The sequence below is a fragment of the Snodgrassella sp. B3800 genome (genome assembly GCF_026535865.1).
Lineage (GTDB): Bacteria > Pseudomonadota > Gammaproteobacteria > Burkholderiales > Neisseriaceae > Snodgrassella > Snodgrassella alvi_E.
This window is the reverse complement of the sequence record NZ_JAFNPH010000001.1, coordinates 297458-314178: the sequence shown is the minus strand read 5'-3', so window position 1 is coordinate 314178 and position 16721 is coordinate 297458. Positions and strand designations below refer to the sequence as shown.

Below are 16721 nucleotides of genomic sequence, written 5' to 3'. Positions count from 1 at the left end.
ATCGATGTTATGAAAAATTATCCTTTAGAAATTCCTGTTTGTCAGCTTGATGAAAACAATTTTTTTACGGGAATAACCAGCGCTGATTTAGACCCTCTTGAGGGAGGGGGCCATTATTTAATCCCACGCTTGTGTATTCAGACTGATGAGCCCGAACAAAAAAAAGGTTTTATTCCGCAATGGAATAATGGACAGTGGGAATATATAGAAGACCATCGCGGTGAAACCGTGTATTCTAAGAATACGGGTGAAAAACAAATTATTGTCGCGGTTGGTAAACTACCTGATGATGTAACTACTTTTGCTCCAGCGCCTTTTACTGAATGGTCAGAAGATGCCGCCGCTTGGGTGGATGTGGATAATGCAGATGAATTACGTCTGCAAGATAAAAAGGAAAAAGCAGGAATAATCACCCGCAGCCAGTTTTTGACTGCGATTGAATTGCAATTCAGTAAAAATAAAAAGGAATTGCTGGATATTGCTGAGCGTGAGCTAGTCGGAGACCATTTAATCAAGGTAAGAAATGTGATATCGGAAGCTCCAAGTTCTACGCTGATGGATGACGATATGTGGGATTTTCTTACGCAAACGTTAAATATCAGCAACGAGCAGATTTTTGTGCTCTGGGATGAAGCGAAGAAAAACTATTAATTAAGATTCGAAAAATGCGCTGGGAACTCTCGGCGCATTTTAAATTGATATGCCTGAAAACTTAAAAGTTTGCGCTATTATGCTTTATGTTCTGATTCTTTTTTTAATTCTATTTTAAAATTTTATCTAAATTTTAATTAAACGATTGACTTAATCAGTCGTTTAATTAAAAATATTACTTTGATAAATTCTGTGAACATTTTTATGAATGAGTTTAAAGAAGCGGAGCGAGGTGATTTAACACGCCGAGTGTTGATTGATGCTGCTATTAAAGTATTTGCCCGTGATGGCTTTCATGCGGCTAGTACACGGGAGCTTGCTCATGCTGCCAATGTGAATTTGGCACTGATTAACTACTATTTCAAAGGGAAACAGGGGCTGTATTTAGCGGCTTTTGAAAAAATTACGACCCAGTTAAAGAGTGAAATATCGCCAGTAGAAGACAAGATTCGCCTTTGTCTCGAGAAATATGATTGGTCGACATTGGATAAGGATGGAAGAAAGGAAATTCTTTTGCCCTTGTTGCTGGAGATGGCAAATACATTTTTAAAACTGCTGACCAGTGATAAAACCAAAGAGTGGGCGCAATTGATTATGCGTGAACAGCAAGAGCCTACAGCTGCTTTTGAATATGTGTTTTCAACCTTTATCAGGCCCATGCTGACGCAAATTATTAGATTGATAAAAGTTTTGCGTAATACTGATGAAGAGGAGGCTGCGATGATCACTTTCAGTGTTTTTGGGTTGCTAGCTGTCTGGCGGGTGGTTCGTACTGGTATTTTGAGACGAATGAACTGGACAACAATTGGTGAAGAAGAATTGCAGAAAATATTGCCAGTTGTGCATCGCAATATCATCGCGGTGGTCTTTGCCTGAGGGAGAGGGAGCATGATTAGCAGAAAACGGATATTGACTGGTGTGGTTGTCGTTATTGCTTTAATTGCGTTGTACTCAGGATGGCATTTTTATCAGGCAGCCAGACAGCCGCTGACGCTTTATGGGAATGTTGATATCCGCGAAGTTGATATGGGTTTTCGTCAGTCAGGCCGACTGTTGTATGTAAAAGTGAAAGAGGGTGATAAGGTTAAAAAAGGGCAAATATTAGCATTGCTGGATGATGTGCCTTATCGTCATGCATTAGCACAGGCTGAGGCTGAAGTGGCAAAAGCACAGGCAGAGCTGCAAAAACTTGAAGCCGGAAACAGGCAGCAGGATATAAAAGTAGCAGCTGCTGCAGTAACAAAAGCACAGGCGATGTTGCAGCAGAGCGAAGCGGATTTAAAGCGTCAGCAGCAATTAGTCAAAGCAGGCGATGCAAGTGAAAAAACGCTAGAACAAGTACGTCGAGATCGAGATGTAGCGGTGGCTTCACTGGCTTCGGCACAGCAGACTTTATCGCTGCAAAAATCAGGTGCGAGAATTGAAGAAATTGCGGCAGCGAGGGCGCAGTTGCGGGGCGCGCAAGCAGGTTTGGCACAGGCGCATACTGCTTTAAATGATACGGTGCTACGGGCCCCAGATAATGCTGTGGTGATGAGCCGAGTGCGGGAACCGGGCAGTATGCTAAGTACGCAAGATGCAGTGTATACGCTGTCGCTGCGCAAGCCGGTATATGTTCGTGCTTATGTTGATGAATCGGCTTTAGGCAAAATTGCACAAGGGACGCGTGTTTTTATTTACACGGATTCTTCAGCTAAAGTTTATTCCGGCCAGATAGGTTTTATTTCACCGCGTGCAGAATTTACGCCTAAATCTGTTGAAACCACGGATTTGCGTACTGATTTGGTTTACCGGCTCAGAATTACTGTATTGAATGATGATGATGCGTTGAAACAGGGTATGCCGGTGACGATTCGGCTGAGCGATAAGGGAGTCTGAAATGGCGCAGCGGCCTGCGGTGGTGCTGGATAAGGTTTCGCGATGTTTTGGTGAGGTCTGGGCGCTACATGATGTTAGTGCGGTTATTTATCCCGGCCGGCTCACAGGACTGGTTGGTCCAGATGGCGCAGGAAAAACAACGCTAATGCGGCTGATGACTGGTTTGCTGGCACCTGCTAGTGGGCATATTAATATTGTTGGGCTGGATTCAGTTCAGGATGTGGACAAAATTGCTTTTAATGTGGGTTATATGCCGCAGCGTTTTGGTCTGTATGAGGATTTGTCTGTACTTGAAAACATGAAGCTTTATGCCAGATTGCGCGGTCTGAATGCGCAGGAAAGCCAAAGATCGTTCAGTAAGCTGCTGGCATTTACCCGTCTGGAGCCTTTTTCCAAGCGCCTTGCTGGTCAGCTTTCCGGTGGGATGAAGCAGAAGCTGGGATTGGCCTGTGCGATGATGGCTGCCCCTGATGTTTTATTGCTGGACGAACCTGGTGTTGGTGTAGACCCCTTAAGCCGGCAGGATTTGTGGCAGATGGTGGCAAAGCTGACTGGTGACGGAGTCGCTGTGGTATGGGCAACAGCCTATTTGGATGAGGCGGAGAAGTGTGATTCGGTGCTGCTGCTAAATGAAGGCAAACTGGTATTTGATGGTAGACCATCAGACTTAACGGCCAGACTACAGGGGAGAAGTTTTGGATTAAATGGTTTTAGTGAAAACCGGCGGTTTCTTTTGAGTAGGGCATTGAATTTGGATAGTGTCTGTGATGGAACAATTCAGGGGGCTTCTTTACGACTGGTTCTCAGACACGGTCATGATGCGAGAGAAATTGAGGCGCTGGCTGCGGACACAAGGGGCGCGATCCGTCCGTTGGCACCCCGATTTGAAGATGCGTTTATTGATTTACTTGGTGGAGGTCCGAAAGGGACGTCGGCACTGGCGGCAAAGATGTCTTCTTTTCCTAATTTAGCCACGGCCGCTGTGGAATGTATTCATCTAACAAAAAAATTTGGGGATTTTATAGCCACAGATGATTCCAGCTTTCAGGTAAAACAAGGTGAGATTTTCGGGTTGCTTGGTCCCAATGGAGCAGGTAAATCCACCACGTTTAAAATGTTGTGTGGTTTGTTGCGTCCGAGCAGTGGACAGGCGAATGTGGCCGGACTGGATTTGCGCCATGCTACTAAAAAAGCCAAGTTGCAACTGGGCTATATGGCGCAGAAGTTTTCACTTTATGGCTTGCTGAATGTGGAGCAAAACCTGAATTTATTTGCTGGTATGTATGGTTTAAGTGGGGGCACCAAGCAGCAGCGCATTGAGGAGATGATTCAGATTTTTCAGCTGACACCTTATCTCAGACATTCACCTGATGAGTTGCCTTTAGGTTTCAAACAGCGGCTGGCATTGGCTTGTGCACTGATGCATCGTCCTCCGGTTTTATTTCTGGATGAGCCCACTTCTGGTGTAGATCCAATTACGCGTCGGGAATTCTGGATTCATATTAACGGAATGGTGCAGAAAGGGATGACGGTGATGGTAACGACACATTTTATGGATGAGGCAGAATATTGTGACCGTGTGGCTCTGATGTATCAGGGACGGTTGATTGCTTTGGATACACCCGACCGGTTGAAAGAAAAGGTACGTACAAGTGCAGGAGATGAACCAACGATGGAGCAGGCATTTATCCGATTGATTGATGCGGCGGATTGTGCAAACTCTGCTGAACGTAATGGCTGTACGGAGGCCGTATGAAGCAGGGGAAAAGTGCTGTTAAGAACCGTCTTGGTGCACTTATTTATAAAGAAAGCCTACAAATTGTACGCGACCCTTCGGCAATATTCGTCGCTTTTGTATTGCCGGTTATTTTGTTGCTGCTGTTTGCTTTTGCTGTTTCGCTGGATGTGCGTAAAGTGCCGGTAGGTGTGGTACTAAGCTCAGATACGCCGACGGCACAATCGCTGGCAGCAGCTTTTTCTGGTTCACGTTACTTTACTGTTTTGCCTATGCGTCATACTCAGGAGGCAAAAGCAGCAATCATAGCCAGTAAAATTCGAGGTTATGTTGTGATTCCTGCTGACGTAGAAACTCGTTTACATATCCGTAATAATGATCTGCTGATTCAGGTGATTGCGGATGGGTCACAACCTAATACCGCAAATTTTGTTACAGCCTATGCGCAAGGGATTGCTTCGCTGTGGTTAGCTCAGCATGGTCAGAGTACTGTTTCACCGGTATCAGTCCAGCCTCGTTTCTGGTTTAATGCAGAACTGGAAAGCCGGCGTTCACTGATTCCGGGTTCTATAGCCATTATTATGACGATGATTGGTACGCTTTTGACGGCGCTGGTGGTGGCCAGAGAGTGGGAGCGTGGGACGATGGAAGGCTTGCTATCTACCCCCGCAACGATTACGGAAATACTGCTGGGCAAATTGTTGCCTTATTTTGTGCTGGGTATGCTGGCAACGCTTGGTTCGGCGCTAATGGCCGTATTTGCTTTCGATGTGCCGCTCAGGGGGAGTTGGCTGGTGCTGATGATGCTGGCTGCAGTATTTTTGATTCCGGCTCTGGGACAGGGGCTGGTGATATCGATATTAGCTAAAAATCAGTTTATTGCCGCGCAGTTGGCTGCTTTTACGGGTTTTTTGCCGGCGTTTATGTTGTCCGGTTTTCTATTTGAAATAGACAGTATGCCATGGCCGATCCGATTGATTACTCATATTATTCCAACGCGTTATTTTGTTGAGGCGCTGCAAACGGTTTTTCTGGTAGGCAATGTTTGGTCGCTCTTATTGACCGATATGCTAGCCATGCTATTAATCGGGGCACTGTTGTTTGTTCTGGCACGAGCAAAATGTCATAGAAGTCTGGAGGGATAATGATGCTGTTTTCGCTTCAACTGCGCGCCCAGATTATCAAGGAAATTCTGTGTTTGCTGCGTGATAAAAGGGCGCGATTTATTCTGATTGTGCCGCCGATTATGCAGTTAATGATTTTTTCTTTCGCGATTACTCTGGATGTGCGCAATGTTACAGTATCGGTTTATAACCGTGACAATGGTTATTGGTCGCAGGAGCTGGTGCGAACCATAGAACATGCTGGTTTTGTAAGAGAGGTGCTGGTGACAGACAATCCGTCTGCGTTGCATGCCGATATAGACCGCAAACAGGTGCTGTTGGCGATTACTATTCCAGAAGATTTTTCTCGAGATATCGCTGCCGGTCAATCTGCCAGTTTGCAGGTGATTATAGATGGACGTCGTGCCAATGCCGGCCAAATTGCCTATTCCTATATTGAGAGAATTGTCCAGAATATGGGTGTGCAGGCACAGAAGACAGAACGGATTGCGGCTAGAAATTTCTTTAATCCGAATTTGAATTATCGATGGTTTGTTGTACCAGCATTATCTGGCATTCTGATATTTGTGATTGCGCTGATGACAGCTGCGTTGTCGATTGCACGTGAGCGGGAGCTGGGTACCTTTGATCAGCTGCTGGTTTCGCCTTGTACACCGGCTGAAATTATCATTGCTAAATGTGTCCCTGGTTTCATCATCAGTATTGTGTTGTCTTTAATGATGATTCTAGCGGCAGTGTTGATTTTCGGCATTCCGTTTACCGGTTCATTGCTGCTGTTACTGATGGCGATGATGGTATTCATTGTTTCCATTATCGGCATCGGACTGGCCATATCAGCTTTTTGTTCCACTCAACAGCAGGCAATTCTAGGGGTGTTTGGGGTCATGATACCGATGGTGATGATGTCTGGATTTGCCACGCCGGTGGAAAATATGCCGCAGGTGCTGCAATGGCTGGCAGAGCTGATGCCGTTTAAACATTATCTCATCATACTGCATGGTGTGTTTCTTAAAAATATGCCAGCAAAGGATATTTTCCATAATGCGTGGCCGATGCTCTTGATTGGCTGTGTAACACTGGGCATTGCGATTATTTCAGTACGGAAAAAATTAACATGAATAGATTGCGCTTATCCATTTTGTTTTCTAGTACTTTATTGCTCTGTGCCTGTATCAGTGCACCGCAGTATAAGGGACCACCCGCTGTCCAGATACCCAAACAATGGACGTTGCCTGAAAAAGATAATGAACCGGCAGAGGCTCTGGATCAATGGTGGCAAAATTTTCATGATCCGCTACTTGACCGGCTTATAGATGAGGGACTAGCCAATAATCATGATATCCGCCATGCCGTATTCAAAATCGAAGAAGCGCGTGCAATACTGGCTGGTACGCGCAGTGGTTTTTGGCCGACAGCGGATGCAGAGGGACGTAGTACACGTAGTCGCAACAGTGACAACGTTAGCTTACCCTATCAGCGCTATCAAACGCGAAATTATGCTGGCACCGCTATTACATGGGAAATTGATTTGTTTGGGCGTGTGCGTAATAGTGTAGCCGCGGATGCCGCACGCTATCAGCAGCTACAGGAAGATGCTGATGCCATTAGACTTAGCGTGGCTTCAGAAATTGTACGCAGTTATTTTGATATGAGAAGTGCGCAGGCTCAATTACAAGCTCAAGAGAGTATTTTGGAGGCACTGCGTGAAACACGTAAAATTGTGTTGCGCCGAGTGCAGGCCGGAGATTTGGCTCAAATAGAAATTCAGAATATCGATACACGTCTATTGTCTGCCCAGGCTGCTATTCCAGAAATACAAGCCCGCATCCGTGCCGAAGCATTAGCGCTGAGTATTTTGACCGGTGGTCAGCCAAATAAGGAGTTATTCCTAGTCAGCACTGCTATTCCAATACGCTCTTTGCCGGCTATTCCGGCAGGTAGTCCAGCAGATATTTTGCGTAGGCGGCCGGATATCCGTGCTGCTGAGCGTCAATTAGCAGCCAGCAATGCTGAGGTGGGGGTGGCGGTTGCCGCACAGTTTCCGCAACTCACCATTAATGCCAATGGTGGTTTTGATGCTTTATCACCAGTTAAATTAGTCCGCTCATCTAATGAAAGCTGGTCAGTATTTCCGTTTATTTCATGGCGGATTATGGATGGGGGCAAAATCAGAGCAGAAATACACGCAGCGCAGGCAAGACAGAAAATGGCGGCAGTGGATTATGAGCAAACAGTGCTTAAAGCGTTGAATGAATCTGAAACTGCGATGAGCAATTATCAATATTATCAAAAATCTGTGTCGAAGTGGACTGAAGCAGCGGTGCAGGCGCAGCAAGTTTTCCGCAGCCAGCAGCGGCGCTTCAGTGCTGGCGATATATCTATGGCAGATGTACTTGAAGCGCAACGGCAGTATGCCGAGGCACAGTACTCACTTGCACTGGCTCAAGGCAAAGCCAGCAGTGCCATAGTAGATGTGGTCAAGGCACTTGGCGGAGGCATTTGAGCATGCAAATCTAATTACTGCCCGCTAAAAATAGCGTTATCTAAGTGGCAAGTGGAATATACGTGTATAGGTTCAACACAGAAATTTTGTTAACGTCGAGCCAATATTGCGGTAGATAAGTATTCCTTTATGCCGCTGGCAATGGAGCTGGCCACTTTCTGACGGAAATCACTGCTGGATAGTAAACGTTCTTCAATTGGATTGGAAATAAAAGCAGTTTCAACCAGTATTGAAGGTATATCCGGTGCTTTTAAGACGGCAAAATTTGCCTGATCAACACTACCTTTGTGAAGATTATTGATTCGGCTTAATTGATTTAAAACATCCTTGCCTAGTTTTAGGCTGTCGTTAATAGTGGCTGTCTGGGTAAGGTCAAACAAGGTATTGTTGACATTTTTGTCTGTAGAATAATTTACCCCGCCGATTGAGTCGGCCGCATTCTGCGTCTGCGCCAGATATTTGGCTGCTGCACTGGTGGCGCCTTTGGGGCTAAGGGCATAAACCCCTGTACCTTTGGCAGATGGATTGGTAAAGGCATCGGCATGAACGGAGACAAACACATCAGCTTGCAGTTTACGTGCTTTGGCTACGCGTACTCCCAACGGAATAAAAATATCTTCGTTGCGAGTCATATAGGTTTTATAACCATATGAATCGAGTATTTTTTTTATTTCTCTACCAATAGCCAGTACTACATCCTTTTCATGCAGCCCAGATGGGCCGGTTGCTCCGGGATCTTCACCACCATGTCCTGGGTCAATCATGATAACCGGCTGGCGGTTAAGCTTGTTTGGTTTGCCGGGCTGTGCTGGCTGATTAGTCACCGGCGGTTTGATTACAGGTGTTTTTTGTACCGGCGGCGTGGAGGCAGTGGCCTGCGGACGGGTTGTGCCATCGCTATTGACCTTGCCGTGGCTGTAGTCTTGTAACAGTGCCATTAATGGGTCGTTTTTTTCCTGCTCCATGGCCACTGTAGCGGTAGGATATAAATCCACGACCAGACGATTTTTGAAATTGGCCACTGGCGCCAGCGAAAACACTTGCGGATTAACGGTGGTTTTCAAATCCATCACGATACGGATGGTTTCAGGATTAAACTGGCCGATACGGACACTTGCGATATACGGATCCATCGGAATCACTTTGCTGCTCAGCTCCCGCAATACCTGATTGGTGGCGGAACCTTGAATATCAATGACCAATCTGTCCGGATTTTTCAACTGAAAATACTTGAACTGGATAGGTGTGGTAGATTCCAATGTCATTCTGGTATAGGCTGTGGCCGGCCAGATACGAGAAGCCACGATGTCGGCGCCGGCCTGAGCGGCACGGGCAAATGGAGTAAGGCTAATTAAAAGCGAACCGGTGGAAGCAATCAATAATTTCCGGCGGCTAATGTGAATAGGCATGGTTATTCTGTGATCTTGTTTAGAGTGTGTTTTCCAGTGGCCGTGAGGGCGCTCATTCGTACGGTACGGCCATTTTCTTTTATTCTGATATTTAAAATAATGTCTGCTGGCGGAGCCAGATCACCGCCAAGCTGCGGCCATTCAATCAGAACAACGCTGTCTGAAGTGATTAGTTCGTCTAGTCCTGCATCCAGCCATTCTTCAGGGCTTTGAAATCGATATAAGTCAAAGTGATGCAAATCAAATCGATTGAAGGAATAAGTTTCGACAATATTATATGTAGGGCTTTTGACTGCACCCTGATGGCCCAGTGCACTGAGCAGACCGCGGGTAAAAGTGGTTTTGCCTGCACCTAGATCTCCCTCCAGCCAGATGATTAATGGCGGGCTAATATGCTGAGCAAAACGGCTGCCCAAGTGTAGGGTATCGTTTTCATCGGCCAGAACAGTTTCTTGGATGTGAGAGGCAGACATGATGAGTTTAGATAAATAAAACGGGTTTATTATGCGATAAAGTTTGTAAGAGTGAAAGTATTAAAGTTTAGCAGTTTTGTGATTTTGCCAAATTGATTCCGAATTTTTACTACGCCTATGATAGCTCTGCTGTAAGTATAAGCGCGGGTCAATGTTATAATTACCTTAATTAAAGGGTCTGTACCGGTTCAGGGCACGGTGTGCTGAATGGTTTAGGCTACAGATGAAGAGACTCATGACAGCAATTGAACAGCGCCCGATAGGCGTATTTGATTCCGGGGTAGGCGGCCTGACAGTGGTACGGGCGTTAATGGAACGACTGCCCAATGAAAATATTATTTATTTCGGGGATACGGCACGAGTACCGTATGGGGTGAAGTCCAGACACACCATCGAAGCCTATACCGAACAGATTGTTTCGTTTTTGCTAGAGCATGATGTGAAGGCGCTAGTGGTGGCCTGTAATACCATAGCGGCAGTAGCACGTGAGAGAATCCGGCAGTTGGCCGGCAGTATGCCGGTACTGGATGTGATAGCTGCCGGTGCGCAGGCAGCACTGAATAGCACACGCAATAATCATATCGGTGTGATTGCTACCAGTACCACTGTTAACAGCAATGCCTATGCACGGGCGATTCACAAGCAGAACCCGCAAACACGGGTTTTCTCACAGGCCTGTCCCCTATTGGTACCACTGGTGGAAGAGGGCTGGCTAGATCATGAAGTCACTCGCTTGACTGCACGCGAATATCTAAAACCGATACTGGCTGAAGATGTGGATACACTGGTATTGGGCTGTACACATTATCCTTTACTCAAACCCTTAATTCGACAGGAAGCACCGGGACTAAAATTGGTTGATTCAGCCATTACTACTGCAGAAGCCACGGCGTTAGCACTGGAAGAAAATCAGCTGGCCAATCCAGATCATACCGGCGCGCAATACAGGTTTTATGTCAGTGATATTCCTTTGCGCTTTCAGACTATCGGAGAACGGTTTCTCGGTCGCAGTTTGGAGCAGCTGGAAATGGTGTCTTTGGGGTAAAACTTCAGCAAGAGGGAGAAACTGACATGATGAAAAGAATTGTGATTCTGATTTCCGGACGTGGCAGCAATATGCAAGCCTTAGTTAAATCTAATATTGCACAGGCGGAAATTGTGGCTGTTATCAGTAATCAGAGTGATGCAGCAGGTTTGGCATGGGCGGCTGAGCATGGTTTGGCAACTGAAGCCCTAAATCATCGAGACTATGAAGGCCGAGACGCATTTGACAGGGCACTGATGGAGCGTATTGATACGTATCAGCCCGACCTTGTAGTTTTAGCTGGCTTTATGAGGATATTAACGCCGGTATTTTGCACGCATTATGTGGGCCGGCTGATAAACATCCATCCCTCTTTGCTGCCTGCTTTTCCCGGACTGCATACGCATCAGCGGGCATTGGAGAGTGGTTGCCGCGTGGCTGGCTGCACCATTCATTTTGTTACAGCTGAACTGGATTGTGGGCCTATTATTGCACAGGGTGTCGTCCCTGTTCTGGATGGCGATACAGCTGAAATTCTGGCTCAGCGCGTGCTACGGATTGAACATCAGCTCTTGCCGCAGGCAGTGGCTGATTTTGTTGCAGGCAATCTGGTAATACAAGGTAACAGAGTAAACAGATTGGAAGCTGGTATAACTGATGGTTTGGTCTGCTTAAAAAATTGATTGGTGTACGTGGCGTATGAAATTGAAATTGTGGGCGAAAATAGTGTTGGTTTGGGCTGGTTTAATGCTGGCTTCTATAATTCATGCGGGAGAATTGCCGCAGCGGGCACAATTACAGTTTGTTGACAATAATGGTCTGTCAGTCAATATGGATTTTGAGCAAAAAGGCGGGCAGTTTCAGATTAGCACTGATCTCAGCTTGCTGATTTACCAAATGCAGTTTGTCTCTAGCGGTACGGTAAGCGGGACAATGCTTAATCCGCTTACCTACACAGACAGTCGTTTTGGTAAACTCTACGCTCAGGCACGGTTTAACGGGCAGAGTGTGGATTATGGCAGGGTATCCGATACCAGCAGACATCTAGCAGTAAATGGACCAGTGTATGATATGTTTGCATTGGCCTGGCAGCTTGGCTTTAATCAGGGAAAACTTCCGGTAAATACGTATTTAACCAATGGCAAGAAAGTATACCCGCTGGATGCGGTTAAAAATCTGGGCTCCGCTCAAATAATGGTTAATGGGCAGCACATCGAAATCAGCCAGTACAGCATCAGTCGTGGTGATGATCGGGTGGAATATGCATTTGCACCGCAGCTGAACAATATTCCGGTACGCATCAGTTATATGGACAATGGTAAAGTATATACATTGCAGCTGAAGGCTGGCCAGATAAACGGAAAAGCTATTTAAACAATTATGATCAATGCACAACAACTAGATTTAACCACTTCCGCATTAGCGCAGGTGTTAACATTCCGCCAGCCGGCAGATGTCGTGCTGTCATCTTTTTTCCGCCGTGAGCGCAAACTTGGTGTTCGTGACCGGCAAGAAATAGCTGAAACGGTATTCGCCACCATCCGGCATTTACAGAAAATCCAGCAGATGTTGCCAAAACCGCATAATAAGCCTCGGCGCGCGGCACTCGCTGCGCTGGTTTTAGGCCGAGGCCTCAGTGTTCATGCGGTAGAGACTTTGTGTGATACCGATGAGAAAGATTGGCTGGTAGAGCTAAAAGCCCACAAGTCTGAATTTGCTAGTACGCTTTCCACAGCAGCAGAATTGCCGCAATGGATGATTGAATGCCTCCAGCAGCAGGATTGGGATGATGAGCAAATTGTTGCTTATGGCCGCAGTGTCATGCAATCAGCACCGCTGGATGTACGGGTCAATACCCTGAAAGGTAAACGTGATAAAATTTTGGCTGCGCTACAGGCTGAAGGTCTGCGTGCAGAAGCCACCCCCTATTCACCTTGGGGGATTCGTTTTCCCGATAAGCCGGCTTTAAACCGTCACCCACTGTTTCTGGATGGCGTACTGGAAGTCCAGGATGAAGGCAGCCAGTTGCTGGCATTACTAACGGGTGTAAAACGCGGACAGATTGCTGTAGATTTTTGTGCCGGCGCCGGTGGTAAAACACTGGCTATGGGCGCAATGATGGCCGGTAGCGGACGATTGTATGCTTTAGATGTGGCAGAAAAACGGCTGGCTAATCTTAAGCCGCGTATGGTGCGCGCTGGATTAACCAACATTCATCCACAGCGTATCGATAATGAGCACGATGCCCGCATTGCCCGTCTCAAAGCGAAGGCAGATTGTGTGCTGGTGGATGCACCCTGCTCAGGTCTGGGAACTTTACGCCGAAATCCTGATTTAAAATATCGCCAGAACAGTGACAATGTTGCTGCATTGCAGCAACAGCAGCAATCTATACTACAAGCAGCTTCAGCGTTGGTACGTCCCGGCGGCCGGCTAGTATATGCCACATGCAGTATTCTGGAGGCAGAAAACCAGCAACAGTTAAATGATTTTCTGGCGGCCAATAACGGCTGGCACATCGAACCGGTGAATACGTTGCTTAAAAGCCATACGCCGTCTTCCATGCACAGTGATTATCTTCAACTATCAACCAGTGAACATCATACAGACGGCTTTTTTGCCGCTGTGCTAACACGCATTAAGTAAATGAAACAAGGAAAGTAAATGAGTACTCAGGAAAGAATTAAAAACATTGTTACCGAACATCCAGTGGTGTTGTTTATGAAAGGGACAAAACAATTCCCACAGTGTGGTTTTTCATCCCGTGCAGTACAAATTCTGCAGGCAGCTGGTTTAAAAGACTTTTATACTGTGAATGTACTTGAAGATGAAGAAATCCGTCAGGGTATAAAAGAATATGCCGACTGGCCGACTATCCCGCAGTTGTATGTGAAAGGCGAATTTGTTGGTGGCTCTGACATTATGCTGGAAATGTATGAAGCAGGAGAATTGCAGACTTTGTTGGCCTCTGTCTGACCAGAATTGGTTCAGAGGATTTTCAACTAGCTGATTTCATTCAGGTGTTATAGCAATTATTTTTTGGAACAGGCTATGAATATTAATGTGATTGACCACCCGCTGGTAAAGCACAAACTGTCACTGATGCGTGAAGAGGATTGCAGTACCTATCGTTTTCGCACACTGACTAAAGAGCTGGCGCGTTTAATGGCATATGAGGCCAGCCGTGATTTTGACGTGGAAATTGTCAAAATGCAGGGCTGGTGTGGTGAGATAGATGCTTACCAAATTAAAGGTAAAACGGTAACCGTAGTGCCAATTCTGCGTGCTGGGTTGGGTATGCTCGACGGCGTATTGGATTTGATTCCAACTGCTAAAATCAGTGTGGTGGGCTTGCAGCGCGATGAAGAAACCCTCGAACCTGTACCTTATTTTGAAAAATTTGTCAGCCAGATGGATAAACGTCCGGCTCTGATTATCGACCCAATGCTGGCTACTGGTGGTTCTATGAATGCCACCATTGAGCTACTGAAGAAAAAAGGCTGTAAGGATATCAAGGCACTGGTGCTGGTAGCTGCTCCAGAAGGTGTGAAAGCCGTTAATGAGGCTCATCCCGATGTCACCATCTATGCGGCTGCTCTTGATGATCATCTGGATGAAAATGGCTACATTATTCCTGGACTAGGTGATGCCGGCGATAAGATTTTCGGTACCAAACACTGGTAATCTGAAATCGGATTCTTTCACCTGCTGACAATGGGTCAGACATGCATATACTAAAGCAGAATGCTTAGACTAAGTATTCTGTTTTTTTATGCCAAAAGAAAAAAGACTTCCGTAAACAGGGAACATTCTGTAAATTAAATCGGCGGAAATTATTATAACCAGCCATTCCTACAGTTCTATTTTATTTGGCCGTTATTGTGGCTGGATTTGGATGTCAGGAATGCTAAAAAGTAGAATCACAGCCAGCCCGGGTTTATCTTCATGGTTATGCAAGCTGGAATCAGCCAGACTAATACTTATATACCACTGTTCACACAGCGTTTTTACGATGGCTAATCCGAGACCACTACCGTTTTCATTGTTACCAAGAATGCGGTAAAACGGTTCGAAAACAAGTTTTCTTTCTGATTCAGCGATGCCCTGACCATTGTCTTCAATCCACATAGATAATTCATTTTCTGCATTTTGTTGGGTATGAATGCTGATGTGGCCACCGGCCGGTGTGTATTTAATGGCATTGCACAGAATATTTTTTAAAATTGTATGTAAATCATTGGTGCTGATTGGTAGTTTGATGTCTTCATTGATGTCAACACTCAAATTTTGCTGTTTTTGTTCTGCCAGTGGCAATATTTCTGCAATCAGGTCGCGCAATAAAGGGAGTAAGTCTGTGCTGGCCTGGGCTGCTTGTATGTGCTGCTGTTGCTGATGCTGTGCCCGTGCCATGGATAGCAGCTGGGTGAGTAATTGCTCAGTGCGTGCAATACCGGCTCTAATTTGCCCGATAAGCTTATGCTGTATGTCCTTTGTTAAATCTGGATCATCAAAACGTGCTATCTGAATGGTTAGTGCAGTGATGGGTGTGCGTAATTCGTGTGCAGCATGGCTAATGAATTTTTTGTCATGCTCTATTGCCGCTTGCAATTGGCTAAACAGTCGGTTTAAAGCAATAATAAACGGACGGATTTCTGTGGGTACATGCTTGGTGTCCAGCGGCGATAAATCATTGGCATTGCGGGCAGTCAGTTCAGTGCTCATTTCCTGCGTAGCACGAAATAGACGTCTAATCCAGATGGCGGTAAACAGCCACAGTAGGGGCATGAGAATCAAAAACGGCCATACCACGCTCAGGGCGCTGTCTTTGGCAATGTGATTGCGGTAGGCTGTGCGCTGAGCGACAACGATACGTTCGCGCTCACGAGTAAGGATGTATACACGCCAGTGCCGTGCTACAGTAGTGAAATTGTGAAAGCCATCCTGTAACTGTTGCAAGTTCTGCACTGCATTGTCATCACCCATCAGTATATTAAGATAGGGCGAATCCAGCGTTTGTGCCAGTACACGCGGTTTGGGCAACGTGCGTGCACTTTCAGGAAAGTTAAGATCTTCTTGTGTGTCCCGACGCAAAATGGAGCTGCGTGGGTCGAGTAAATGGGCAATCTGTTCCAGCTGCGCATCCTGCAAGTCTTGTGTTTCGCGAAAAGCAGTCTGATAGGCGAGAATATCGCCAATGATGGCAATGAAGGTAACTACAATAGTAATTACCAATAATAAGCGCCATTGAAGCGATGAAACTATCCGCGTTGATCCACCAGCCATCCCAGACCCCGCACATTTTTAATGACATTGCTGCCGAGTTTTTTGCGAATACCGTGAATAACTACTTCTACGGCGTTGCTTTCCACTTCTTCATTCCAGCCATAGATTTTTTCTTCCAGCTCCTGCCTCGACAATATTGTACCCGGCTGCAACAGCAGACTGTACAGTAAGGCATATTCTCTGGCTGACAAACGAGTAGATTGTCCATTGGCACTTACTTCCCGTGTTGCCGGATTCAGGGTGATAATGCCATTGCTCAACACTGGACTGGCATGCCCGCTACGTCGGCGCAGAAGTGCACGGATCCGCGCTAGTAGCTCCGTAGGGGCAAAAGGCTTGATTACGTAGTCGTCTGCACCACTATCAAGACCGTTGATTCGTTCTTCCACTGTATCACGGGCAGTAATCAAAATTACAGGCAAATCAAAGTTTTTTGCACGTAGATGGCGCAATACACTAAGACCATCCTGCTTGGGTACACCGATATCTAGTAAAGCGATATCATAGATGTTAGGCTGTAAGGCGTTTTCTGCGGCTAAGCCGTCAGTCACGCAATCAACTGCAAAACCGGCAACATGAAGCATATCGCTAAGTGCTTCTGCTATCATCTTGTCGTCTTCAAGAAGTAAAATTCGCATGGG

General features: G+C 46.2%; 17 protein-coding genes. 13 read left to right on the top strand and 4 right to left on the bottom strand.

Going from position 1 to position 16721, the window contains the following annotated elements:
* Positions 1-9 precede the first annotated feature (9 nt).
* The 7 genes from J3U64_RS01435 (at position 10) to J3U64_RS01405 (ending at position 7891) form a co-directional block, all read left to right on the top strand.
* Positions 10-651, top strand: coding sequence for a hypothetical protein (locus J3U64_RS01435; protein ID WP_267408039.1), 642 nt, complete (start codon positions 10-12; stop codon positions 649-651).
* A gap of 204 nt (positions 652-855) precedes the next feature.
* A complete protein-coding gene (locus J3U64_RS01430) occupies positions 856-1527 on the top strand; it encodes a CerR family C-terminal domain-containing protein (protein ID WP_267390192.1) in 672 nt (223 codons plus the stop codon).
* Positions 1528-1539: 12 nt separating this feature from the next.
* Positions 1540-2529, top strand: coding sequence for a secretion protein HlyD (gene hlyD / locus J3U64_RS01425; RefSeq protein WP_267408038.1), 990 nt, complete (start codon positions 1540-1542; stop codon positions 2527-2529).
* A 1-nt stretch (position 2530) separates the two neighbouring features.
* Positions 2531-4285 (top strand): ATP-binding cassette domain-containing protein, encoded by a 1755-nt coding sequence (locus J3U64_RS01420; protein WP_267408037.1) that lies wholly within the window; start codon positions 2531-2533, stop codon positions 4283-4285.
* Entirely contained in the window at positions 4282-5409 is a 1128-nt protein-coding gene (locus J3U64_RS01415; RefSeq protein WP_267408036.1) for an ABC transporter permease, read from the top strand. Before J3U64_RS01420 ends, J3U64_RS01415 begins: the two co-directional genes overlap by 4 nt.
* Positions 5409-6506, top strand: a complete 1098-nt coding sequence (locus J3U64_RS01410; RefSeq protein ID WP_267390196.1) for an ABC transporter permease — start codon at positions 5409-5411, stop codon at positions 6504-6506. Before J3U64_RS01415 ends, J3U64_RS01410 begins: the two co-directional genes overlap by 1 nt.
* Entirely contained in the window at positions 6503-7891 is a 1389-nt protein-coding gene (locus J3U64_RS01405; RefSeq protein WP_267408035.1) for an efflux transporter outer membrane subunit, read from the top strand. The genes J3U64_RS01410 and J3U64_RS01405 overlap by 4 nt, the downstream gene beginning before the upstream one ends.
* An 89-nt stretch (positions 7892-7980) precedes the next feature.
* Here J3U64_RS01405 and J3U64_RS01400 read toward each other — a convergent pair whose 3' ends face one another.
* Both J3U64_RS01400 and tsaE read right to left on the bottom strand, forming a co-directional pair.
* Complete coding sequence (locus J3U64_RS01400; RefSeq protein ID WP_267408034.1) at positions 7981-9300, bottom strand: N-acetylmuramoyl-L-alanine amidase; 1320 nt, start codon at positions 9298-9300, stop codon at positions 7981-7983.
* A gap of 2 nt (positions 9301-9302) precedes the next feature.
* Positions 9303-9773, bottom strand: a complete 471-nt coding sequence (gene tsaE, locus J3U64_RS01395; RefSeq protein WP_267390199.1) for a tRNA (adenosine(37)-N6)-threonylcarbamoyltransferase complex ATPase subunit type 1 TsaE — start codon at positions 9771-9773, stop codon at positions 9303-9305.
* Between the two features lie 235 nt (positions 9774-10008).
* On the opposite strand from tsaE, the gene murI reads away from it, so the two are divergent.
* The 6 genes from murI (at position 10009) to upp (ending at position 14481) form a co-directional block, all read left to right on the top strand.
* Entirely contained in the window at positions 10009-10818 is an 810-nt protein-coding gene (gene murI / locus J3U64_RS01390; protein ID WP_100152467.1) for a glutamate racemase, read from the top strand.
* 29 nt (positions 10819-10847) lie between these two features.
* Complete coding sequence (gene purN, locus J3U64_RS01385) at positions 10848-11480, top strand: phosphoribosylglycinamide formyltransferase (RefSeq protein WP_267408366.1); 633 nt, start codon at positions 10848-10850, stop codon at positions 11478-11480.
* Positions 11481-11496: 16 nt separating this feature from the next.
* Complete coding sequence (locus J3U64_RS01380) at positions 11497-12171, top strand: DUF3108 domain-containing protein (protein ID WP_267403599.1); 675 nt, start codon at positions 11497-11499, stop codon at positions 12169-12171.
* 9 nt (positions 12172-12180) lie between these two features.
* Positions 12181-13443, top strand: coding sequence for an RsmB/NOP family class I SAM-dependent RNA methyltransferase (locus J3U64_RS01375; protein ID WP_267390477.1), 1263 nt, complete (start codon positions 12181-12183; stop codon positions 13441-13443).
* An 18-nt stretch (positions 13444-13461) separates the two neighbouring features.
* On the top strand, positions 13462-13773 hold the full coding sequence (gene grxD / locus J3U64_RS01370) for a Grx4 family monothiol glutaredoxin (protein ID WP_100140078.1): 312 nt from the start codon (positions 13462-13464) through the stop codon (positions 13771-13773).
* A 75-nt stretch (positions 13774-13848) separates the two neighbouring features.
* Positions 13849-14481, top strand: coding sequence for a uracil phosphoribosyltransferase (gene upp / locus J3U64_RS01365; RefSeq protein WP_100140079.1), 633 nt, complete (start codon positions 13849-13851; stop codon positions 14479-14481).
* A gap of 192 nt (positions 14482-14673) precedes the next feature.
* Here upp and J3U64_RS01360 read toward each other — a convergent pair whose 3' ends face one another.
* Together J3U64_RS01360 and J3U64_RS01355 are read right to left on the bottom strand one after the other, a co-directional pair.
* Positions 14674-16080, bottom strand: a complete 1407-nt coding sequence (locus J3U64_RS01360) for an ATP-binding protein (RefSeq protein ID WP_267408033.1) — start codon at positions 16078-16080, stop codon at positions 14674-14676.
* Entirely contained in the window at positions 16056-16718 is a 663-nt protein-coding gene (locus J3U64_RS01355; RefSeq protein ID WP_100140081.1) for a response regulator transcription factor, read from the bottom strand. Before J3U64_RS01355 ends, J3U64_RS01360 begins: the two co-directional genes overlap by 25 nt.
* Positions 16719-16721 lie beyond the last annotated feature (3 nt).